This window comes from Flavobacterium frigidimaris (assembly GCF_002217275.1).
Lineage (GTDB): Bacteria > Bacteroidota > Bacteroidia > Flavobacteriales > Flavobacteriaceae > Flavobacterium > Flavobacterium aquidurense.
On the sequence record NZ_MUGV01000006.1, the window covers coordinates 75915 to 100201 of the forward strand.

Sequence of the window (24287 nt, forward strand, 5' to 3'; positions counted from 1 at the left end):
TTGGTTTAGAAAAAAATATTTCTCTTAAACATTCAAAACCTATTTTTTCATTAAACAAAAATAAGTTTGCCTAAAAATAATTCATAAAAAAAGGTTCAACATTGCGTTGAACCTTTTTTATGAATTAATAATTACTCCGAAATAATTATCTATTTTTTGACTTTTTTAGTTTTGTAATATTTACGGTATTTTGGATAAGTAACAATTCCAATTAAAGTAATTGTTCCCAATGAATAATAAACCCAGCTTAATGAATGCGCTTCTCCACTAGCGTAGGAGTGTAATCCAACTAAGTGAAAATTTACTCCATAATAGGTAAACAAAATTGAAACAAAAGCATACATCGTCATTAGGTTAAAAAACCATTTTCCTCTCAAAGATGGTACAAAACGTGCGTGAATTACAAACGCATAAATCATAATCGAGATTAAAGCCCAGGTTTCTTTTGGATCCCATCCCCAGTAACGTCCCCAGCTTTCGTTAGCCCATTGTCCTCCTAAGAAATTACCAATAGTCAGCATGATCAAACCAATTGTAATTGACATTTCGTTGATATAGGTTATTTCTTTGATGTTTAATTCCATTTTGGCTTTGTTTTTCTCATTAGTGAAGAAAATCAATATCAGGGACACAAAACCTAAAATCATTCCAAGTGCGGTAGGTCCGTAACTTGCCACAATAACGGCCACGTGAATCATTAACCAATACGAATTCAAAACAGGTTGTAAATTTGCAATTTCAGGATCAATCCAGTTTGCGTTTGATGCCATGAAAATCATTGCCGTCACAAATGCTGCAGATGCTACTGTAAGTTTTGATTTGCGATCGAAAGCCAATCCAAAGAACATTGTCGACCACGCCACATATACAATTGCCTCATAAGCGTTACTCCAAGGTGCGTGACCTGAAATGTACCAACGTCCAATTAAAGCTACAGTATGAAACGCAAATATGATTCCTATTAATATATGAAAACCATTTACGGTGATACGCAACCACTTTTTATCAAAAAAGATACTAAAAAGTGTAAAAATCAACATAAAGATTCCTGCAAGCGAATACCAATAGAACATTTTTGGTAAAATATTGTATTTGTTATACGCAATTTCAAGATCAATTTTTTGTTCACTTGGACGTACTTTACTTCCGAATTTCTTCTGAAAACCGTTGATGCTTTCTACTAATTGATCGGCAGTTTTAAAATCTTTTGAAATTGATCCATTATTTAGTGCACTGAAATACAAAGGCAGAATTTGCTTCACATAAGTGGCATCCATTCCTTTTAAACCAGCGTGTTCAATCTCTAAATAAGAAATCCATTTGTTATTTGGGTCGTTTGGAATCGGGAAAATTTTCAAAATACTTCCGCTTAATGCCGATTCCATCAAGTTTACTTTTTTATCTGCTTCGATAAAGTCTTTCTCAAAACTATTTGGATTTCCTGCTTTATAAGCAGCATCTAAATAAGGTGCAAGTTTATAATTTCCGTTTTCATCAAAGAACTTTACAAAAGGTGCTAATTTCATCCCTTTTTCAATACCAATAATTTTACGAATACTATCATCTTTTGTATTAAGATAAATGATCGGAACTTGTATCCAAACCTGGGCATATTGTGTCATAGACAAAAATACCTGATCAGAATTCATTCCGTTATAAGTATCGCTTTGACTTACCTTTCTCAACAATTCAGATGAAAACGTATTTATTGGTTTCATTCTACCTCCGGCATCCTGAATAATCAAACGGCCAAATTTGGCTGCATGCTCTTCCGGAGCTTTGTAAATTGACAATAATGAATCTAGTTGCTTTTGACTTGGTGGTGCGGTAACATGATTAGCATGATCGTTTGGATCTGCAGTATGATTGTGATCATGACCAGGAGTGTGAACGTGTGGTGCTTGTGCAAAACCACTCAAACTGATCATTAAAACCAAAATAGTAATCAGTTTTTCTTTTTTCTCTTTTACTTTCTCTAATTTTCTTTTTAAATCTGTAAAACGAGAACCTTTGGTAAACATAATGGCCATCAATCCAAAAAATAACATAAAATATCCTAAATACGTAATTGAAGTTCCCCAGAAATCGTGGTTTACCGAAAGTACTGTTCCTTTTTCATCCGGATCAAATGAAGATTGGAAAAAACGGTAACCTTTATAATCTAAAACGTGATTCATATAAATTCTGGCATCAAAAGTTTCAGCAGAATCCTGAACAGTAACTTTACTTTCAAAAGAAGAATAACTTTTTTCTGTTCCCGGATATTTGGTAGCAATAAAATCATTTAATTTTACCTTAAACGGTAAAACATAAGCTTTACTTCCGTAGAATAAACTATATTCAACTTTTCCAATTTTAACGGTTTGTGGCTCTCCTACTGAACCTTTAGAACCTAAAAGGCGTACTTGTTTTTCTTCTCCGTCTGCTTTTACAGTTACAATTAAAGCATCGTGATGTGATTTTGCTTTAAAATCATTATTTGATTCATAGTCAATAACCCCTCTAACCGCAGGATCAGGAAAAACAATTCGGATATCGCCAATGCTGTATAAAGAACGCATCATTAAAGGCTGTACATTATCTTTTGTAACAGTTCCCTTCAATTTATCTGCCATTCGCATAAATTCTCCTTCAAAAGGTGTTTGAATCGTATATTTTTCTCCCGTTGTAGTGATATTGATTGCACCATCAGTATGCTTATTCAAAGCAAATAAAACATTGTGAATATTCTGAACTTCACCTTCTTTTAAGTAATGTTCTTCACGTCCGCCTGCTCCGGCTTCAACCAATTTAATATATAAAGTTCCTTTAGGATCTGGTTTCACGGTTTCTTTAGCTCCCATTATATAGTTTACGTACGAAACTTCAAAAGGAGTTTCATCAAATTTTCCTGAAAGCGTAAAATCATTATTAGTAACAGGTGAAAATAAAAGACTTTTCTCAAAAACCCTGCGTTTCATTTCTCCTTTATATTCTCCGTCTGCAAAGACAGTAAGGAAGGTTTTGTCTGAATAAATTTGATTTTCTGCAGCGCCTTCACGAATGGGCATCATACCTTCATAACTAATATAGCGCGTAATAAAAGCTCCTAAAAGAATAAAAATAAAGGCAATATGTAGTAATAATGTTGCCCATTTTTCCTTTTTTAGTAATTGGTAACGTTTGATGTTTCCGAAGAAGTTGATTAGGAAAAAGACCATTATAGCCTCGAACCACCATGTATTGTAAATTAAAATTCTGGCAGTATCAGTATTGTACTTACTTTCGATAAAAGTTCCAACACCCATTGCGATTGCAAATGTTAAAAAAAGAACGGCCATTAATCGTGTAGAAAACAAAAAAGAGAATATTTTTTTATTCATTTCTGAGGAATTACATTGTATAAAAGTGCCACAAAAGTACTTAAAAATGTTGAGTTTCAATATTTGCCTTTTGTTAATAAAAACCAAAAAAGAATACTTTGATATTTAAATTTCATTAACAATCATAATGTAAATACAGTTTAATAATTTCTTTGATACTAAATATTTTTTATTAGATTTGTGTAATCGATTACATTATGTATTTGTTTTTTATGCTAGTTATTTTTTTGATATTACTAAAAAACAAACTCATTTATAAGAATTAGCTACTAACAACCAACCTTCATATAATTAAAAGCATGAAAACAAAACCAATTAACTTCCTCTTTATTGCCCTGACCGTTTTGCTGTCAAACTGGTCAATGAATGTAACTGCCCAAAATTCAAAACCTTATGATTCTTACGAAAACATTGAATTTAAAATGGCAAAAATTCAGGAACCAAAAATTCCAAATAATACAGTAAACATAAAAGATTTTGGAGCTATAAATGGCGGGTATACCTTAAATACTAAGGCTTTCGTCGATGCCATTGATGCCGTTTCAAAAAAAGGTGGTGGAAAAATCATTATCCCACCAGGAATCTGGCTGACTGGCCCAATTATTTTAAAAAGTAATATAGAATTGCATGCCGAAACTGGCGCCCTAATAAAATTTTCAACGGACAAGAGTTTATATCCGCTTATTCAAACCAGTTTTGAAGGATTAAATACGTGGCGTTGCATCTCTCCTATTTATGGTAAAAACCTTGAAAATATTGCCTTTACGGGAAATGGTGTCTGGGATGGTTCCGGAGAAGTTTGGAGACAAGTTAAAAAAAGCAAACTAACTGAAAGTCAATGGAAAAAATTTGTCGCTTCAGGTGGTGTTTTAAATGACAAAAAAGAAAGCTGGTATCCCTCTGAAACTTTTATGAAAGCTTCTGTTGGTGCAGATCAAAATGTACGTCTGGATTTAAAAACCAAAGAAGAATTTGAAGCCATTCATGACTTTCTTCGTCCGGTAATGGTGAGCATTCAAAATAGCAAAAGAGTTCTTTTTGACGGACCTGTTTTTCAAAATTCACCAGCCTGGAATATCCATCCTTTGATGGTAGAAGATTTAATTGTTCGTAATGTTACGGTCAGAAATCCTTGGTATTCTCAGAACGGAGATGGCCTTGACGTTGAATCCTGCAAAAATGTACTGGTCGAAAATTCTAGTTTTGATGTTGGTGATGATGCCATTTGCATCAAATCTGGAAAAGATAAAGATGGTCGTGAAAGAGGCATTCCATGCGAAAATATTATTGTGAAAAATAATATTGTATATCACGGTCACGGCGGTGTAACTGTTGGAAGTGAAATGTCCGGTGGCGTAAAAAACCTGCACGTTTCGAACTGTACTTTTATGGGAACTGACGTTGGACTTCGTTTTAAAAGTAACAGAGGTCGTGGCGGAGTTGTTGAAAACATCTTTATTTCGGATATTTTCATGACTGATATTCCATCTCAGGCAATTTCTTTCAACCTTTATTATGGAGGAAAATCTATCGAAGAAACATTGGCCGAAGGAGATACGAAAATTAAAACTCAGGTAGTTCCGGTAAATGAAGAAACACCGCAGTTTAAAAACATCTCCATAAAAAATATTACTATTAAAGGTGCCCAACAAGCTGTGTTTTTACAAGGTTTACCTGAAATGAATCTTCAAAATATTGAGCTGTCTAATTTGATTATTACCGCTGAAAAAGGTTTTTCTATAATTGATGCGAACGGAATTAAAATTATGAATGCAAAATTAGATATTAAAAGTCCAACGATATTTGAAATCTATAACGGAAAAAATATGACGTTAAAAGATGTTGAATTTAACTCTACTTCGCCAAAAGCCGTTACAATTGATGGTGCTGCGAGTGAAAAAATAGAATTGATTTCTTCTAAAAAAACAGAGTATGCTAAAAAAACAACTATTAGCGAAGCCGTTTCAAAAGGAGCCGTAAAACTTTAATTACACTAAAATTCAGAATAAACCCGTTACTTATAAATAGTTAAGTAACGGGTTTTCTTTTTGTATAAAACCTAAATTAATAAACAGGTTTTTAAACGTAAGACAAACCGTCTAAAAGCAATCCACTTTAAAAAAAATAATGTTAATTTTGCCATATGATTCGAATAACGTTAATTGGTTCCGGAAATGTTGCGCAGCATTTAATAAAGGCTTTCTCTAAAAGTGAAGCCGTCGAAATTGTACAGGTATTTTCGAGGAAAAAAGAAACTTTGAGCTCTCTTATTGATTACGATAAAATTGTAAATGATTTTGAAGATTTAAAAGAAGCTGATCTGTACATTATTGCTGTTTCAGATAACGGCATTGCCGAAGTTTCACAAAATTTACCTTTTAACAACCAACTTGTAGTGCATACTTCAGGTACTGCTTCACTTAATACTTTGGATAATAAAAACCGCAGAGGTGTTTTTTATCCGCTGCAGACTTTTTCCAAAAATAAGGATATTGATTTTTCTGTAATTCCGATATGTTTAGAAGCCGAAAACACCTTTGATTTTCGTATTTTAGATACGGTCGCCAAAAGCATTTCAAATGCCGTTTTTCCAATAAATTCAGAACAACGAAAAGCATTGCATGTAGCGGCAGTTTTTGTGAATAATTTTACGAATCATCTTTATCAGATAGGTCAGGAAATTTGTGATGCCAATCAGGTTTCATTTGAAATTTTAAAACCACTAATTCAGGAAACGGCTGAAAAAATTAAAACTTTAGATCCAATTGATGCACAAACCGGACCTGCGAAACGCAATGATTCTAGTACAATTGAAGCACATTTGGAGTATCTAAACAATGAAAATCAAAAGAATATTTATAAAATACTAACACAATCTATACAGCATAATGGCAAAAAGTTATAAAGAAATAATGAATGACATCACAACGTTTGTTTTTGATGTTGATGGCGTACTTACAGACAGTTCCGTTTTTGTAACCAATGAAGGAGAAATTCTTCGCACAATGAATATTCGTGATGGTTACGCCATGAAAGCAGCTGTAGAAAGTGGCTATAATGTTTGCATTATTTCTGGCGGAAGCAATGAAGGCGTTCGCATTAGACTACAAAATTTAGGAATTACCGACATTCATTTAGGAACACCTGACAAAGTTGAAACCTTTAAAGAATATACCAATATTAATAGTATCAAACCAGAACAGGTATTGTATATGGGAGATGATATTCCGGATTTTCATGTTATGAAATTAGTTGGATTACCAACTTGTCCGCAAGATGCAAGCCCTGAGATCAAAAATATTAGCCGCTACATTTCACACGTTAAAGGAGGCAGAGGCGCTGCAAGAGATGTAATTGAACAAGTAATGAAAGTGCAGGGAAAATGGATGGAATATTTTAATGGGAAACACGATTAAAAATAATTATAAATTAGTTTCATTGTCAATCACAATTTAGTAAAAACCTAAGAATCTTAGCAACTTAGCCCCTCAGAACCTTAAATATGAAATACCTCAAACTTATTCGATACCAAAATTTATTGATGCTTGCTTTTATGCAGCTTTTATTTCGTTACTCGTTTTTAAAGCAGCAAGATATTCCTTTGGCTTTGACTGACTGGCAATACGGATTATTAGTTTTGAGTACCGTTTTATTGGCCGCAGCAGGATATGTAATCAATAATATTTTTGATGTTGCCTCAGATAGTATCAATAAACCTAATGATGTTATTATCGGAAAAGGAATTTCTGAAACCAGAGCTTATAATATTTACTTCGGATTAAATATTACTGGCGTTGCTATTGGATTTTATTTGTCAAATGTAATAATGAGACCTGGTTTTGCTACAATTTTCATTCTGATTGCTTCTTTGCTCTATTTCTATTCTACAACCCTAAAACAAATCATGCTTGTTGGGAATTTCGTAGTAGCTTTATTATTAGCATTGAGTGTTATTATCATTGGTGTTTTTGACATTTTTCCTGCAACGAATGCAGACAATCAGGCGCAAATGGCTAGTTTGTTTTCAATATTAATTGATTATGCTTTGTTTGCTTTCATGATTAATTTTATTCGTGAAATAGTTAAAGATATAGAAGATGTAAATGGAGATTATAACCAAGGAATGAATACGTTGCCAATTGCAATAGGAATAAGTAGAGCTGCAAAAATTGCATTAGGATTTGCAATTATTCCATTTATTTTATCGCTGCTTTATATCAACAAATATTTCATGGAAAACGATCTTTTAATCGTTACACTATATGCCTTTGCTTTTGTACTGGCGCCACTTTTATATTTTATTGTAAAAATATTTGGTTCCAAATCTCAAAAAGAATTTCACCATTTAAGTATGGTTTTAAAATTGATTTTACTTTTCGGAATTCTCTCAATTCTGGTAATCACCATAAATATTAAGTACAATGCTTAAAGAAAAATTAAAAAAATATACCCTAATTCTGGCTTCGGGTTCACCTCGCAGACAGCAATTTTTCAAAGATTTGGATCTGGATTTTGAAATCAGACTTAAAGATATAGAAGAAATTTATCCGCCGGAACTAAAAGCAGTTGAAATAACTGATTTTTTAGCCGAATTAAAAGCCAGTGCCTTTGAAGGAGAGCTCAAAGAAAATGAAATATTGGTTACCAGCGATACCATTGTTTGGCATCAAAATAAAGCTTTAGGGAAACCAAAAAGTGCAGAAGAAGCTTTTCAAATGATCAAATCGATGTCAAATACTACTCATGAAGTAATTACATCTGTCTGTTTTAAAACAAATACTGCTTCTACCCTTTTACATGATAGTACAAAAGTAACTTTCAATGATTTATCAGACGAAGCTATTTTATATTACATAGAAAACTACAAACCTTATGATAAAGCGGGTGCATATGGTATTCAGGAATGGTTTGGTTTTATGGCAGTTGCAAAAGTAGAAGGTTCTTATACTAATGTTATGGGACTACCGACAGCCAAAGTTTACGAATATTTGAGTACTTTAGTGTAAAAATTAAATATGTTTTCTTTTAAAGAATATAGTCAGGAAATCTTAACAACAATAATACTTCTTGTGGCCTTAGTGGCTTTAAGGATGATTATTGCCAAACTGATTCGTCGTTACGCCAGCAGCAGTCAATTGTTAGAACACAGAACAAATTTGGTAATCAAATACATTCACATTTTAATGAATATTTTGGTCACTATAAGCTTAATCGTAATTTGGGGTGTTGACACAAAAGATATTTTTATTACTGTTTCATCAATCGCTACGGTAATTGGTGTTGCCATGTTTGCGCAATGGTCTATTTTGAGTAATATAACTTCAGGAATGATTTTGTTCTTCTCCTTTCCTTTCAGAATTGGCGATACGATTAAAATTCACGATAAAGATTTTCCAATAGAAGCTGAAATTGAAGATATCAGCGCTTTCCACATTAATTTAAAGACTAAAGAAGGCGAACGAATTATTTTTCCGAATAATTTGCTACTTCAAAAAGGAATCTCAATAATGCCAATAAAATACGAAGACAAAGAGTTTTTTGATTAAAAAACAGAATGGGAATTTTGTAACGTTAACATAGAAACGTAGAACGTTTTTTTTTGAAAAAATAAAGAATTTTGTTTTGATCTGTTCAGATTATTAAACCTAATTTTTCTACCAAAATGATTCGTTCAATACAATTGCCATTTTATGCTAAACTTTCCCTTATACTTGTAAGTTTAATTTGTTTTGCTGCTATATTCTGCCTAGGAAAAGATATCATTACCCCTGTTTTAATGGCTTTTTTATTTGCTGTTTTATTACTCCCTATTTTTACTTTATTAAATGTAAGATTTAAATTTCCCCGGCATCTTGCTGCGATAATTTGTGTGCTTATATTCGCTGCATTTATTGTGGGCATATTAGTTTTCATCTCTTATCAGGTTAAGGATATTGCAAACGATTTTGATGCCATAAAAAAGAATACAAATTACTTCATCACAGAAGTGCATAAATTTGTAAAAGAGAATTTTCACATAAGCATTGGAGAGCAAAAAAAATATATTGACACGGTAACAAAAGATTCAGTAAAAAATGGAGGTGCCGTTACGGTTGGTTCGGCTATTTTATCTATTACTGATTTACTTATAGATTGTACTATAATTCCAATTTACACCTTTTTGTTTTTACTATATAAAGACCATTTTATTCTTTTTCTGGCAAAATTAGTTAATAAAGAAGACCATGCTGCCTTAAAAGATATTTTGTCGCAAATAAGACTTTCAATAAACAATTACATTGTTAGTTTGTTATTAGAAATGGTTGTCGTCTCAGTTCTAACAGGTTTAGGCCTTTGGATTGTTGGTGTTAAGTATTTTATTCTGTTAGGATTAATAACCGGAATCTTAAATTTGATACCTTATATCGGGATTGCAATTGCTGGCGTTATAACCCTTTTAGCTTCTTTAACCGGAACTCCGGAAATGTCGATAATTTTGAGCATTTTGCTCGTTAACGTTGTGGTTCAGTTAATTGATAATAATTTGCTTGTGCCACTTATTATTAACTCGAAAGTTGAGATCAATGCCTTTGTATCGATTATGGGAATCATTGTTGGAGGTGCAGCAGCAGGAATTTCGGGTATGTTTTTAGCAATTCCGTTATTGGCTATTTTGAAAATTATTTTTGAGCGAATTGAGTCCTTAGAACCTTGGGGTTATTTGATGGGCAACCATATGCCTCGAAAATTTACCTGGCGGGTTAGAAAACCTAAAATTGAAGTAAAAGTAAACCCATAATAATCGTATCTCTCTTATTTTACTTATATTCATACAAAAATCATCCATTATATAGCAAAAAAACTACCTGAATGTCTCTAATTAAAAAAATAGTATTTTTTATCTCATTATGCTTCTGTATGCAAATTGCACAAGCACAGGTAGATTCTAAAAAAGAAGACAGTAAAGGTAAAAAAGACAGTACTGAAATTTATACTAAGATTAGAAATTACTCTAAGAAAAATAAATTTACGCAAACACTTCATAAATTACTTTTCAGAAGTAAAAAACCCCGAAAGAAAGAAGATTTAATTATTCCACATGATTCAGCTGACTATAACGGTAAAATCATTAGAAAAATAAACATTATTACTTTAGATCCTTTTGGGCATTCACTTACCGATACGACTCAGGTACCCAAAAACTGGGGAGAAAGAACAGGAAACCGGCTGCATTTAAAGACGAAAAGAATTGCGATTACAAACTTATTGTTATTTAAAAAGAATTCAGCTTACGACAGTTATAAAGTGCAGGAATCGGAGCGTTTAATTCGTGCTCAAAAGTATGTCACTGCAGTTAGGGTTACACATGAATTAGTTGGTGTAGCTTCTGATTCTGTTGATGTTACCATTAGGGTTTTAGATTCATGGAGTACAATTCCGAGATTTTCAATCTCCAGCAACCAGGTTTCAGTTGGATTTAAAGAAAAAGATTTTTTTGGGTCAGGCCAACAATTAGAATATCGTTTTACAAATCGTTTCGACGACGGACGAAACGGTAATGATGTAACCTATACGGTTCCGAATATTAAAAACACTTATATCGGAACAACCCTTCATTATGATATGGATCTTGACAATAATTATAAAAAGACCATAAATATTGAACGTTTGTTTTATTCTCCATTAACAAAATGGGCAGGAGGAGTATATGTGGGACAGATCTTCAGGAAAGATACTTTGCAGGCTCCAGATATGACTTATGAATATCAGCCTTTCAAGTACAATTTTCAGGATTTTTGGGCAGGACACGCAACGAAGGTATTTGAAACCGAAAATGGCGGCATAACAAATCTAATTGTATCAGCACGTTTTTTAAATGTGAATTTTAGCGAAAGTCCCTCCGATCTATACGATCCGACACACTTTTATTCGGACGAAAAGTTAATACTATCCGGAATAGGACTTAACACCAGAAAATTTATCAAAGACAGTTACATTTTTAGAAATGGACAAACAGAAGACGTTCCCATTGGTCGAATTTATGGGATTACACTCGGCTATCAATATAAAAATACAATGTGGCGACCTTACATAGGTGGACAATTTTCTTTTGGAAACTATTATAGATGGGGATTTTTTAGTACTAATTTTGAAGCAGGCACTTTTTTTCATCAGTCTAAAACTTATGAAACAGCCTTTGCAATTGAAAGTAATTATTTTACAAAACTCTATAGTATCGGAAAATGGAAACTACGACAATTTGTTAACCCAAGAATTGTTATTGGGGTAAATCGCGAAGATATTGTAGGTGATCAATTGAATATAAACGAGCAAAATGGTTTAGCAGGATTCGACAGTGCCATATATGGTACAGATAAAATGGTTTTGTCGCTCCAAACTCAAACTTATTCTCCTAATGCGCTTTGGGGATTTCGTATGAATCCGTTTTTTAACTATTCGATTGCTGTTTTAGGAAGTCCAAATAATGCAATGGGACGAAATAAAGCGTATTCTAAATTCACTCTTGGTTTAGTAATCAGTAATGACTATTTAGTTTTCAGTTCTTTTCAATTGTCACTGTCATACTACCCTACTATCCCTAATGACGGAGACAATGTTTTCAAAACCAATACGTTTGAAACAACAGATTATGGCTTACAGAATTTTGAACTTGGAAAACCAAGAGTTGTCGATTATAAATAGAGATAAAATATTTTAAATTTTATTTCATTTTTCAAACTTTTCAAAACAATTTAAAAATCAAATACTTAAATAATACTTAGCGAATTAAAAATCGTTAAAGTGTGTATTTTATCCGACCAAATACATTTCGTTTTCATTTTTGGCACAGTATATGAATATTACTAAACAAGAGTAACATTAAAACTTTAAAAAAATGAAAACAATAAAAATAGCAATCGCCGGATTATTCCTTTTGGTTGCAAATGCCACGCAAGCCCAAGTATCTATTAATGTTAATATAGGAACACCTCCAGCTTGGGGTCCTGCAGGATACACAGAAACAGAATTCTATTACTTACCAGACATTGAAGCTTACTATGATGTTAGAGCATCACAATTTATTTATTTTGGTGGAGGAAGATGGGTTAGAGCAACTTACTTACCAAGACAATATAGAAATTATGATTTATATGGAGGTTATAAAGTAGTTTTAAATGATTACCATGGAAGAACACCTTACACGTATTTTGATCGTCATAGAGTAACTTACTACAAAGGATATCATGGTGCGCCTCAAAGACCTTACAGACCAAGACCGGTTTATGGATATAATGACCGTCATGATTATCACAGAGATTACAAACATTATGATAAACACGATCGCGATGATCATCATGATAAACATGATAAGCATGATAATCACGGACATGGACGAAGATAACAAATTGCTAAATAGCTATTTTTCAACACAAAAGAGTATCAAAAATTTGATACTCTTTTTTTATGCATGCATAGTATTTTGTTAAAATGTTAATTTATTAAACATTACATATAAATACATGAAATACAAGTTGTTAAGTTAAAGTATTCCTAATAATTAGCTTATTATACTATAATTATGGCGTATCTTTGCACAATATTTGAAACCAAAATTGAAATTATGAAAAAGAGCGTTTATTTATTTTCGTTTTTAGCTATGTCACTTTTCACATTCTGTGATAGCAATGATGACAAAACTAATGATAACCAGGCAAAAGAAAATAATATCGAAATCAACAGTGATATTACATCTTTGAATAAAAGATTAGATTACACAAATTCTGGAGTTATTACAATTACAAATACTTCAACATCAAAATTATTAAAAAGCAGTCAGTCAACTACTGATCTTCCATTAGTACAAATTGCCGAAGTAAATCCACCAACAGACAGTAACGGAAGAACTTTACAAGCAAATCACGTAGCTGTAAACGGAAACTATGCTTATGTAGCTTATACAATGAGCGGTGATGCTTATTCTGGTGCAATTGATGTGATCGATGTTTCAGATCCTTATAAACCTAAATTAATAACATCAGCATTAATTGCTAATACTGATATTACTTCGCTTACTTATTCTAACGGAAATTTAATTATTGCCGGAGCAACAGATATTGACAAGAATGCTACTTTAACAAGTCCATCAATTGTAATCAATATGCAGTTGAGTTCAGGTTTGCTTACTGATAAATATACTATTAATAACCTTGAAGGTAAAGTTACAACTGATGTTGCTGCAAATTCATCATCTTATTTTGCTGTAACCGGAGATGCAGGAAGCTTGTTTAAAATTAATAGTTCATCTAAAGCTATTGCAGGAAAAGTTGCGTTGGCAGATTTGCGTTCTGTAGCCGTAAGTGGTGACAAAATTGTTACTTTAAGCGGAACTAAAGGTGTAAATATTTACAACGAATCAAGCTTAGCTTTGCAAAAAAGCTTTACAACATCTACAGATGTTAGCGCTGCAAAAAGAACAATGGATTTTGATGGTACAAAATTATTAGTTTCTGAAGGATATAATGGTTTAGGTGTATACGATATCAACAGTGGTTCTAAACTACAAACTTTAAGTATAACAACGGCTGGTGAAGAAAATGTAACCAATGCAGTATCTGTAAATGATGGTTATGCTTTTGTAGCAAATGGTGCTGCTGGATTAAATGTTTACAAATCAGGTTCACAACTTAGTTTAGTTGGAACTGTGGGAATTACAGGTTCGTCAAATTATGTAAAATCTAGTGGTGATTATATTTATGTTGCCAGCGGAAAAGGTGGTTTGAAAATCATAAAAATGGAAAAACCAAACGCTACATTTGCAAATTGTTCTAATTACGGAACTTATAATCAAGGTCAGGATTTGATTTTGAATTCAAATGAAGTAAAATCATTTTCAGGCTCAACAGCTATTAATTCTGTAATTGTGAATTCTGGTGGAGTATTAACACATTGTGGTTCTATATCAGTTCAAAACACGCTAATTTTAAACAGCGGAGGAACTTTTAATATGAGAGGAACTTTAGCACAAGGTAAATACCAACAACAAAACCCAACAGAATTAATTATCAATAGTAATGCGACATTGCAAATTGAAGGTTCTGTCGTGATTTGGGGAGATTTAAGATTAAATAGCGGTGCTAAAATTAACTTTATCGGAAACGACTCTTCTATTACCATTTACGGAAAAGTAACAAAAAACAGTGGTGTAACCATTACTGGAAATTATAAAGACACAGAAAACAAATTGAAATAATTTCTGTAATCCTAAGAAATACCACATGATTTAAATTTTTAGATCAATTCTCTTAAAAGCTGCCAGATAATATCTGGTAGCTTTTTTTTTTGGAATAAATTTTGTTGAAAGAAATTCAATAACTAAACATTAACATTTCATTTAAATCGTGTTCAACAATATAATTACTATTTTTGAACCTCTTTCAAAAACACCACAACACGCTATGCGAAAAATTCAGTTACAAATTCTTTTCTTTTTTTTAACAGGGATTTCTATTTCTTTTGCACAACAACCACAAAAACCAAGTTCTGTTGAGATTTACAATCAAATAAAAAAATTGAACTTTTTAGGTTCCGTTTTATATGTTGCCGCTCATCCTGACGACGAAAATACACGTTTAATTTCGTATATGGCAAACGAAATGAATGCCAGAACAGGTTATTTGTCACTGACGCGTGGTGACGGAGGTCAAAATTTAATTGGACCTCAATTACGTGAATTACTTGGTGTTATTAGAACGCAGGAATTAATCGAAGCCAGAAAAATTGATGGTGGAGAACAGTTTTTTTCAAGAGCAAACGATTTTGGCTTTTCAAAAACTCCAGATGAAACTTTACAAATCTGGGATAAAGATAAAGTGCTTGCGGATGTAGTTTGGACAATCAGAAAATTTCAGCCAGATGTAATCATTAATAGATTTGATCACCGTTCGCCAGGAACTACACACGGGCATCACACATCATCAGCGATGTTGAGTGTCGAAAGCTTTAAATTGACAAATGATCCTAAAATATATCCGGAACAATTAAAATTTGTAAAACCATGGCAGGTTAAAAGTCAATTTTTTAATCCATCATGGTGGTTTTATGGAAGCCAGGAAAAATTTGATGCAGCCAATAAATCAAAATTTACCAAATTGGAAACTGGCGTTTATTATACCGGAATTGGAAAATCAAATCAGGAAATTGCAGCTTTAAGCCGAAGCCGCCATCAATCGCAAGGTTTTGGGAGCACTGGTGCTCGTGGTGAAGAAACAGAATATCTGGAACTTATAAACGGCGAAACTCCAATAGAAAGAGATAATTTATTTGATGGAATCGACACTTCATGGAATCGTGTTAAAAACGGAAAACCAATTGGTGAATTAATTTCAAAAATAATTTCAAAATACGATTTCAGCAATCCTTCGGCAAGCATTCCTGATTTAATAAAAGTATACACAATGATTGAAGCTTTAGAAGATGATCATTGGAAACCTTTAAAAGCTACAGCAATAAAAAATATTATTGCTTCGTGTTCTGGTTTATATCTCGAAGCAGTTGCTACCGAACAGGAAGCAACACCCGGAAGTATAATCAAATTAAGCCTTGAAGCAATTAACAGATGTTCGGTTGAAATGCAACTGATAAGCGTAACTTCTTTGCCAGACAATAAAACAACCGTTCAAAACAGCATTTTAAAAAATAATAACGACCAGAAAAGTATTCTTCAAATTCAGCTTCCTGAAAATTTAGAATACACGCAACCGTACTGGCTTAAAGAAAAAGCAAGTGTCGGAATGTATACGGTTTCAAATCAGGAAAACATTGGAATTCCGGATATTATCAGGCAAGTAAAAGTTGTTTTTAATATAAAAATCAATGGCGTTGAAGTTCCGTTTGAGCGCACTGTTGTTTACAAATATAATGACGGCGTAAAAGGCGAAATGTACAATTTCCTTGATATTGTACCTGAAGTTACCACTGCAATTTCTGAAAGAGTATTGATCTTTAAAGATACCAAAAGCAAAATGATTCCGGTAAAAGTTCGTGCCGGAAAAGATGCTATTGCAGGGAATTTACAATTAGATTTACAAAAGAGCTGGGTTATTTCTCCAAAACAAATCCCGTTTTCTTTAAGCAAAAAAGGAAATGAACAAACATTTTACTTTGAAGTTACACCTCCTGTAAATCAGGAAGAGACTATTGCAAAAGCAGTTGCCATAGTGGATAATAAACGTTTTGACAAAGATGAAACGATTATTGATTACCCTCATATTACCAAACAAATGGTTTTAAAACCGGCTGAGTCAAAATGCATTCGAATCGATTTAAAAACTTCTGGTGATGCCATTGCTTATATTATGGGCGCTGGCGACGAAGTTCCGGAAAGTCTGGCTCAAATGGGCTATAAAGTTACCATTTTGAAACCCGAAGAAATTACGCCCGAAAGACTAGACTCTTTTAGCACTGTTATCACCGGAGTTCGCGCTTACAATACTGTAAATGCTTTAGCCAACAAACAAAAAATACTTTTTGATTTTATAAAAGGCGGTAAAAATATGATTGTGCAGTACAATACTTTCGGCAGAATGGTAACAGATCAGATTGCACCATATCCTTTAAAAGTTTCAAATGATCGTGTAACGGAGGAAAATGCGAAAGTAACTTTCTTAGCGCCAAATCATCCCGTTTTAAATACACCAAATAAAATCAGTGAAAAAGATTTTGAAGGATGGACACAGGAACAAGGCTTATATTACCCAGATCAATATGACCCTGCCTTCACTCCTATTATATCGTCACATGACAAAGGAGAATCGGCTAAAGATGGTGCTTTATTAGTCGCACCATATGGAAAAGGATATTATATTTACACAGGTCTAAGCTTTTTTAGAGAATTACCGGAAGGTGTAGCAGGTGCTTACAGATTGCTTTCGAATATTATTTCGCTGAAACAACCAATAGAAGCTCCTAAACAAGAATTAAAGAAATAAAAATCACAAAACATGGAAGCCAAAAAACAAAAAAAATGGAAGAAAAGCTACACGTACGTTTTGGTGGCCAACGCCATTTACATCCTGATTTTTTTCTTAATCATGCAATTATACTCATAACCTATGCAACTATTTGATTGGATCGTACTGATTGTCACGCTTTTATTCATTGTTGGTTATGGTTCCTGGAAAACCAAAGGAAGTAAAAACGTTGAAGATTTTATTTTAGGAAACAACGAAACGCCTTGGTATACGGTGGGACTTTCTGTGATGGCAACTCAGGCCAGCGCGATTACATTTTTATCTACACCTGGTCAGGCTTATCATGACGGAATGGGATTTGTACAATTCTATTTTGGTTTGCCAATTGCAATGATTGTGATTTGCGTGACTTTTATTCCGTTATATCATAAAAATAAGGTCTATACCGCTTATGAATTTTTAGAGAAACGTTTTGATGTCAAAACCCGTTCATTGGCTGCTATCCTATTTTTAGTGCAAAGAGGTTTAGGAACCGGATTGACTATTTATGCTCCGGCCATTATTCTGTCAGCACTTTTAGGATGGAATTTAACGATCATGAACATAATAATCGGGCTTTTGGTTATTATTTATACTTTTTCAGGAGGAACAAAAGCGGTCAATGTAACTCAGAAACAACAAATGTTTGTGATTATGTCCGGAATGTTTATCACCTTTTTCCTGATTTTGCATTATCTGCCAAACGATATGACCTTTACCAGCGCCATGCATATTGCAGGTGCGAACGATAAAATGAATATTGTTAATTTCTCTTTTGATCCGGAAGAAAAATATACTTTTTGGAGCGGAATCACCGGTGGTTTTTTCCTGGCCCTTGCCTATTTTGGAACAGATCAATCTCAGGTTGGTCGCTATTTATCCGGAAAATCAGTTCGCGAGAGTCAGATGGGATTAATCATGAACGGCCTTTTAAAAGTTCCGATGCAGTTCTTTATTTTACTGACCGGAGTTATGGTTTTTGTGTTTTTTCAATTCAATCCTGTTCCGTTAAATTTTAATCCGAATAATAAAATTGTTATTGAAAAATCGGCTTATAAAGAAGAATATCATGCCTTAGAAAAAAAATTGATTACACTTTCAGAAGATAAAAAGGTTATCAATTTATTGTATATCGATCAGCTAAATCAGGATTATGATAATCCGATTTTACGAAAAGAATTAGTAGCATTATCCAATAAAGAAAAGGATCTGCGTGATCGTGCCAAAGAAATTATTTTGAAAGCGGATAGCAATAGCGAAACCAACGACAAAGACTATGTTTTTTTCCATTTCATTCTGCACTATTTGCCAAAAGGTTTAATTGGTCTATTGTTAGCAGTAATTCTATCGGCAGCAATGTCATCAACAGCTTCAGGATTAAATGCTTTAGCTTCAACAACAGCAATTGACATTTACAAACGAAACCTGAAAACGGAGAAATCGGAGAAACATTATTTGAACGCAACCAAATTCTTTACCTTGCTTTGGGGAATTGTAGCCATACTTTTCGCCTGCGTAGGAACTTTGTTTGAGAACCTAATCCAGTTGGTAAACATTATTGGATCCATTTTCTATGGAACCGTTTTAGGTATCTTTTTGGTCGGATTTTATTTGCGCAGAGTTCAGGCAAAGCCAATGTTTTACAGTGCCATTATCAGTCAAATTACCATTTTTATTATCTATTATTTTATGATTGCCATTTACCCAAGTGGTCAGGAAAAACTTGGTTATTTATGGCTGAATTTTATTGGAGCAATTTTGACAATAGTATTGGCGTGGTTGATGCAGGTTTTGTTTTTTAACGGAAAATCGGATGTAGAGGAAGTAGTTCTGGAATAATTAAACAGCCATTCATGACAAAGCAAGATTTCTTATTCCATCTACAAGGAGCTAGTTTTATAGCACTAAAATTTGCTGAACGTTATGTTAAAGATAAACTTATTACTGATTTCAAATACAATGTAATTTTTACTCCCTCACATCACACTATTTATCCAGATCATTTTGATTTTTATCCGAAAGATGAAGGAACTATAAAACTAAATCTAACTGATAATGAAGTAGTTGATTTGCTTTATCGAAATAATAAAATCCCAATTTGGATAGACATAAATGTTATTAAATCAAGTAGAAAAAGTACAACATTTAATCTTCTTTGTGCCGGAAGATATTCCAATAATAAAGAAGAGTTTTATTATAAAGACAATGGATCGGCTCCGTTTGGTATAAAAAGCCCCCAATTACCTATTAATTATAAGGAGGGTAAAAAATTTGGATTGTAAAAATTGACTAACGAATGAAAAAGAAACATCCAATCCTAAAAATAGTAAAAGGAATATGGTTTCTTATTGCCATTTCATTTACAATTTGGTTGGTCTATTCTTATCAATCTAAAGGCATTTCGGATTCATTATTAAAAAGTAATGCTGAAATTTCAGTTGAAAGTAAAGATGATTATTTTCTATTTGAACCCAAACAAAAATTTAATAAAGTCTTTATTTTTTATCCCGGTGCCATGGTTGATCCAAAAGCTTATGTTCCTTTGTGCAGAAAGATTTCTGAAAACGGAATTAAAGTTTATTTGATTAAAATGCCCTGGAGATTGGCTTTTAAAGGATATGAGATTCCAAAACAACTTCATTTATTTGCGGATGCATCCAAAACCTATATTTTAGCCGGACATTCTCAAGGCGGCAAAATGGCGGCACAATTCGTAAAAGAAAATCCAGGTTTGATTGATAAACTAATTTTAATTGGAACCACACATCCACGAGATATTTCGCTTGCCGACAGTACAATTCCAATTCTAAAAATTTATGGTTCATATGATGGTGTAGCCGATCAAAAAACAATTCTTCAGAATAAATCAAAACTTCCCGCAACTGCAAAATTTGTAAAAATTGAAGGTGCCAATCATGCTCAGTTTGGTTACTATGGTTTTCAGTTTGGAGATAATTCTGCCACTATTTCTCGTGAGAAGCAACAATCAGAAACTTTGAGACTTATTTTGAATTTCATTAACTAGATTTACAGAACCAAAAAAGTAAAGTTTCGATATGCTACTTATTCTAACACCATACATTTTAGTTCCTTTCATCATAACATTCCTTTTTCGACAATTTAATTTGGAGTCCAAAAAACTAACTTATCTTATAACAGGATTACTAATGTTTTTTTATCCTATTTTATTTTTCTGGATAAAGGATTTAATTGATCCGCCAACTTCCGGTTTTAGATGTGGAAATCCTCAAATGGCATTTATATTTTTAAACATAATATTTTTAATGCCACTTTCATTACTATTTCAGCTCGCTTTTAATAAATCCTATTTATAAACAAAATCTTAAAAATGGCTATTAAAAGCTTCTTTTTGTGTAATTTAAAATCTTTATCTTTGAGATACTAACTTTAGTCAGTATGAAAGATCTTAAAAAATATAGTAATAAAACAAAAGCGGCTTTCGTATTACTCATTGTGATGTTGATCATCTTACTAAGTAATTTCAATACTTTGCAAAACTCCAAAAAAGTAAACGAAAACATCAATGCCATTTACAACGATCGTTTGATGGTTTCACATTATATTTTTCAATATGCTAAAGAACTTCACTTTATAAAAAGCGAAGCTGAAAAACTGGATTTAAGTGACAATGTTAAGAAATATGAAATCATCAATACTTTAAAAATCGTTCATAGCATTGATGATTTGTACGCCAAAACAGTTTTAACGAATAAAGAGAAAGAGCATTTTGACACTTTTTTAGCTGCCTGTAAAGAAATAAATAATCAGGTTGAAAATAAAAACTGGAGTAAAATTGCATACTCCAGCGGTGAAGCTCTAAAAACCCTGGAATCATTATCTCAAATTCAGATAAAAGAAGGCAAAGCTAAACTAGCCAGCGCAAATAAGATGTATAACGACAATAATAGTCTTGGACAGCTCCAGATTGCATTGTTGATTATTTTAGGAGGCATTACGTTCTATCTTTTGATTGTAAAAAAAATCAAAAGAAACATCAGGATTCCAGAACCGCCGAGTATGAATTAATTATTACAGTTTTCGATCTTTCTCCTTAATTGGAAGATCATTTATGCTGGCAAATCTTTTTTGCATTAAACCGTTCTCATCAAATTCCCAATTCTCATTACCGTAGGCTCTAAACCAGTTTCCGTTAAGATCTTGATATTCATACTCAAATCGAACCGCAATTCTGTTTTCTGTGTGTGCCCAATATTCTTTTTTTAATTTATAATGGCTTTCTTTTTTCCATTTTTCAGTTAAAAAAAGAACAATCTCTTCTCTTCCATTTACAAACTGATCTCTGTTTCTCCATTCGCTATCAATCGTATAAGCTTTTGAAACGCGTTCAGGATCCTGACTATTCCAGGCATCTTCAGCTAACTGAATTTTTTCTTTTGCCGTTTCTAAAGTGAAAGGTGGCAATGGTAATTTTTGTTCCATTTTTATGCTAGTAAAGTTTGTATGATTTCTTTTGATTGTTCGATGAGCTGATTTGATTTGAATAACTGACTTTCGATTATGCAACTCTCAAACAATAAATAAATATGATCGGATAACAGTTTATCCACTATTATATTCTGAAAATAAACTCTCAAATCCTGTTTATGACTTTGAAGTACACTCAGAATTTTAGTATTGTCTGAAGGAATTTCAGAAAGTATATTTAAAAAACTACAACCTCTGAAATTCTCCTTTTCATTCATAAAAATTAAAAAATCGAACGAAGTCAACACTTTTGTTTTTGGTTCTTTTTCTTTAGAAGTAAACTGTTCCAATTGCTTAAACCAGTAAGAATGACGTTCGTTTAAAAAGGCAACACACAAATCTTCTTTTGATTTAAAATGCTGATAAAAACTAGCCTTGGCCACTTTTGCCTCCTCAATAATTTGATTAATACCAGTAGCATTGTAACCCCGCTGGTGAAACAAAATAAGTGTTTTTTCTAAAATTCGCTCTTTTGGTGACATGTACTAAATTTATGAATCACAAAGATATGATTTTTTTAAAAAAAACAGACAAGTCTGTCTGTTTGTTTGAAAAAAAATTATTGAACCGATATCTTTGTCAAAGTTTTAAAATTTGACAAAGATTACTCAGAACAAAAAAAATCCAAATTCCAAAGCTTTTATGAGCTTTGGAATTTGGATTTTAAAAATATTGGAATTTTGAAATTTAAAGCATTATCTGCTCCACTCCGCAATACTATCTTTGTTCATTTTTACGTAATCCTGATTGTTAGCCGTTTCTGCAGCTGCCAAAGAAGCTTTTGCTGTTTCGATTGCTCCTTTTTTATCACCTTGTTTTGCCTGAATTAACGATTTCAATCTTAAGATAAAGTATGGCTTTTCAGCACTCATTTCTAGAGATTTGTCAACGTATGTTCTTGCAGTTTCAATGTTTCCATTGGATTGGAATAAGTATTGAGCTGAAGCAAAATAGTCATTTGCAGATGGGCCGGCCAAAGTTTTCTCGATACTTGTAGTCGCTGTTTTTGCTGTAGGAACTTCAAATTTTAAGGCTACATGAGAATTTTCCCAAGACATTTCTAAGTAAGCAAAATTCGGATCCAAACCGTTAATTCCAATTGTAAAAGTCTCAACCGGTGTTGGCAACGCATTTTCTTTAACCGTAGTTCTTAAAGCTACATATGAATCGCTCCAGTTTTCCGGCAATCCCCAGTTGTCTGTAGAAAGATAGAAAATCACTTCCCAGCTTTCGATTTTAGGAATAGTATAAATTGCATATTTTCCTTTTTTTAATGTTTTACCATCGATAACAACATCATCACTAAAATTAATAATTGTGTTTTCGTTAGCCCCTGTTCTCCATAATTTACCAAACGGAACTAAATTTCCAAATACAGCTCTTCCTCTCGCACCTGGTCTTGAATAGGTAACTTCAACATCTGTTAAACCAACAGTTTGTTTAATATAAGCTTTAGGACTCGCCTGTGGTGTTTTTATTTGTGCTTCTGTAGCAAAAGGAGCTATAATAATAGCTAATGCAATAAGTAGTTTTTTCATTATTAGGTTTTATTTGTTTGTTCAAATTTACAAATTCAATTAGGGAACAAATGTTAAATTTAACTTAATTCAGACACCTAAGTGTGATATTTTTTCTGCATTCAATTCGTGGAAATTATTGATAATTAAATCTGCATCTGATAAATCTTGCAGTTTAGAATGATGGCTGTTATAGCCCACGCAATAAATCCCTGCTGCTTTTGCTGCTTTGACCCCATTTGTACTATCTTCAATTATAATACAATTTTCTTTTGGGGCAATTGACAAAGAAGCCGCATGTAAAAAAATGGCAGGATTTGGTTTCGACTGAGGAAAATCTTCACCGCTAACAATATGCGTAAAATATTGACGCAAATTAAACCTTGAAAAGACACGTTCAATCGTAACTTTTGCTGCGGAAGAAGCCAGAATCAACTGGATTCCGCTTGCATATAAATCTTTAATTAAATCCTCAACTCCTTCTAATAAGTATAAGTCTTCTTTAGTATCAAAAGCTTCATTAAAAATACTTCTTTTTCTCTTAATCAAATCTTCCACTTCATGCTCAATAGCCGGGAAAAATCCTTTTAAACTCTGAAATGTATTTCGGGTCGAAAAACCAGTAAACGAAGTATACATTTCTTCAGGTACTTCAATATTTAATTCTGAAAATTGTTTGTAATAGGCATAACGGTGTACAGGTTCTGTATCAACGATTACACCATCCATATCAAAAATTACTGTTTTTATCATTTTTTTTAAGTTGCTAAGGTTCTGAGATACTAAGATTCTAAGGTTTTTGCTTTGCTACATATTCTCTGTTGACTGTAGCTTTGTCAAAGTTTTAAACTTTGACAAAGTTGTTATAAGTATTTTTTTTTAAGGATAAGAAATTAAGAATCAAAGTATTTTCA

20 protein-coding genes are annotated in these 24287 nt (G+C 32.7%); 15 read left to right on the top strand and 5 right to left on the bottom strand.

The annotated features are described in order from the left end of the window. Window positions 1-149: 149 nt before the first annotated feature. On the bottom strand, window positions 150-3362 hold the full coding sequence (ccsA, locus tag B0A65_RS02795) for a cytochrome c biogenesis protein CcsA (protein ID WP_074661550.1): 3213 nt from the start codon (window positions 3360-3362) through the stop codon (window positions 150-152). A 299-nt stretch (window positions 3363-3661) separates the two neighbouring features. On the opposite strand from ccsA, the gene B0A65_RS02800 reads away from it, so the two are divergent. The 15 genes from B0A65_RS02800 (at window position 3662) to B0A65_RS02875 (ending at window position 21397) form a co-directional block, all read left to right on the top strand. Next, complete coding sequence (locus B0A65_RS02800) at window positions 3662-5350, top strand: glycoside hydrolase family 28 protein (protein ID WP_074661553.1); 1689 nt, start codon at window positions 3662-3664, stop codon at window positions 5348-5350. A 155-nt stretch (window positions 5351-5505) separates the two neighbouring features. After that, window positions 5506-6267, top strand: a complete 762-nt coding sequence (locus tag B0A65_RS02805) for a Rossmann-like and DUF2520 domain-containing protein (protein WP_074661555.1) — start codon at window positions 5506-5508, stop codon at window positions 6265-6267. Then, a complete protein-coding gene (locus B0A65_RS02810; RefSeq protein WP_074661558.1) occupies window positions 6251-6778 on the top strand; it encodes a KdsC family phosphatase in 528 nt (175 codons plus the stop codon). The genes B0A65_RS02805 and B0A65_RS02810 overlap by 17 nt, the downstream gene beginning before the upstream one ends. An 86-nt stretch (window positions 6779-6864) precedes the next feature. Next, the gene (locus B0A65_RS02815; protein WP_074661560.1) at window positions 6865-7791 is read left to right on the top strand and encodes a geranylgeranylglycerol-phosphate geranylgeranyltransferase; all 927 of its coding nucleotides are present in this window, start codon (window positions 6865-6867) and stop codon (window positions 7789-7791) included. After that, window positions 7784-8368: a Maf-like protein gene (locus B0A65_RS02820; protein ID WP_074661563.1), complete on the top strand. Its 585-nt coding sequence runs from the start codon at window positions 7784-7786 to the stop codon at window positions 8366-8368. The genes B0A65_RS02815 and B0A65_RS02820 overlap by 8 nt, the downstream gene beginning before the upstream one ends. Window positions 8369-8377: 9 nt before the next feature. Continuing rightward, on the top strand, window positions 8378-8908 hold the full coding sequence (locus tag B0A65_RS02825) for a mechanosensitive ion channel family protein (RefSeq protein WP_074661565.1): 531 nt from the start codon (window positions 8378-8380) through the stop codon (window positions 8906-8908). Between the two features lie 116 nt (window positions 8909-9024). Next, complete coding sequence (locus B0A65_RS02830) at window positions 9025-10140, top strand: AI-2E family transporter (RefSeq protein WP_074661568.1); 1116 nt, start codon at window positions 9025-9027, stop codon at window positions 10138-10140. A 71-nt stretch (window positions 10141-10211) separates the two neighbouring features. Continuing rightward, entirely contained in the window at window positions 10212-12044 is a 1833-nt protein-coding gene (locus B0A65_RS02835) for a hypothetical protein (protein WP_074661570.1), read from the top strand. A 193-nt stretch (window positions 12045-12237) separates the two neighbouring features. Then, window positions 12238-12744, top strand: coding sequence for a hypothetical protein (locus B0A65_RS02840; RefSeq protein WP_074661573.1), 507 nt, complete (start codon window positions 12238-12240; stop codon window positions 12742-12744). A 219-nt stretch (window positions 12745-12963) separates the two neighbouring features. Further along, on the top strand, window positions 12964-14592 hold the full coding sequence (locus B0A65_RS02845; protein WP_074661576.1) for an LVIVD repeat-containing protein: 1629 nt from the start codon (window positions 12964-12966) through the stop codon (window positions 14590-14592). Window positions 14593-14797: 205 nt separating this feature from the next. Continuing rightward, a complete protein-coding gene (locus B0A65_RS02850) occupies window positions 14798-17329 on the top strand; it encodes a PIG-L family deacetylase (protein ID WP_074661578.1) in 2532 nt (843 codons plus the stop codon). A gap of 123 nt (window positions 17330-17452) precedes the next feature. Next, window positions 17453-19189: a sodium:solute symporter gene (locus B0A65_RS02855; RefSeq protein WP_074661581.1), complete on the top strand. Its 1737-nt coding sequence runs from the start codon at window positions 17453-17455 to the stop codon at window positions 19187-19189. A gap of 14 nt (window positions 19190-19203) precedes the next feature. Next, window positions 19204-19632 (top strand): hypothetical protein, encoded by a 429-nt coding sequence (locus tag B0A65_RS02860; protein WP_074661584.1) that lies wholly within the window; start codon window positions 19204-19206, stop codon window positions 19630-19632. 14 nt (window positions 19633-19646) lie between these two features. Then, the gene (locus tag B0A65_RS02865; RefSeq protein ID WP_083370480.1) at window positions 19647-20375 is read left to right on the top strand and encodes an alpha/beta hydrolase; all 729 of its coding nucleotides are present in this window, start codon (window positions 19647-19649) and stop codon (window positions 20373-20375) included. A gap of 392 nt (window positions 20376-20767) precedes the next feature. Continuing rightward, window positions 20768-21397: an MCP four helix bundle domain-containing protein gene (locus B0A65_RS02875; RefSeq protein WP_074661591.1), complete on the top strand. Its 630-nt coding sequence runs from the start codon at window positions 20768-20770 to the stop codon at window positions 21395-21397. A gap of 3 nt (window positions 21398-21400) precedes the next feature. On the opposite strand, the gene B0A65_RS02880 is transcribed toward B0A65_RS02875, so the two are convergent. From B0A65_RS02880 to B0A65_RS02895, 4 genes are all read right to left on the bottom strand, one after another. Next, window positions 21401-21811: a nuclear transport factor 2 family protein gene (locus B0A65_RS02880; RefSeq protein ID WP_074661595.1), complete on the bottom strand. Its 411-nt coding sequence runs from the start codon at window positions 21809-21811 to the stop codon at window positions 21401-21403. 2 nt (window positions 21812-21813) lie between these two features. Then, on the bottom strand, window positions 21814-22338 hold the full coding sequence (locus tag B0A65_RS02885) for a TetR/AcrR family transcriptional regulator (protein WP_074661599.1): 525 nt from the start codon (window positions 22336-22338) through the stop codon (window positions 21814-21816). A 213-nt stretch (window positions 22339-22551) separates the two neighbouring features. Next, a complete protein-coding gene (locus B0A65_RS02890; protein ID WP_074661603.1) occupies window positions 22552-23394 on the bottom strand; it encodes a DUF2911 domain-containing protein in 843 nt (280 codons plus the stop codon). Between the two features lie 69 nt (window positions 23395-23463). Then, the gene (locus tag B0A65_RS02895; protein ID WP_074661606.1) at window positions 23464-24126 is read right to left on the bottom strand and encodes an HAD family hydrolase; all 663 of its coding nucleotides are present in this window, start codon (window positions 24124-24126) and stop codon (window positions 23464-23466) included. Between the last annotated feature and the right edge of the window lie 161 nt (window positions 24127-24287).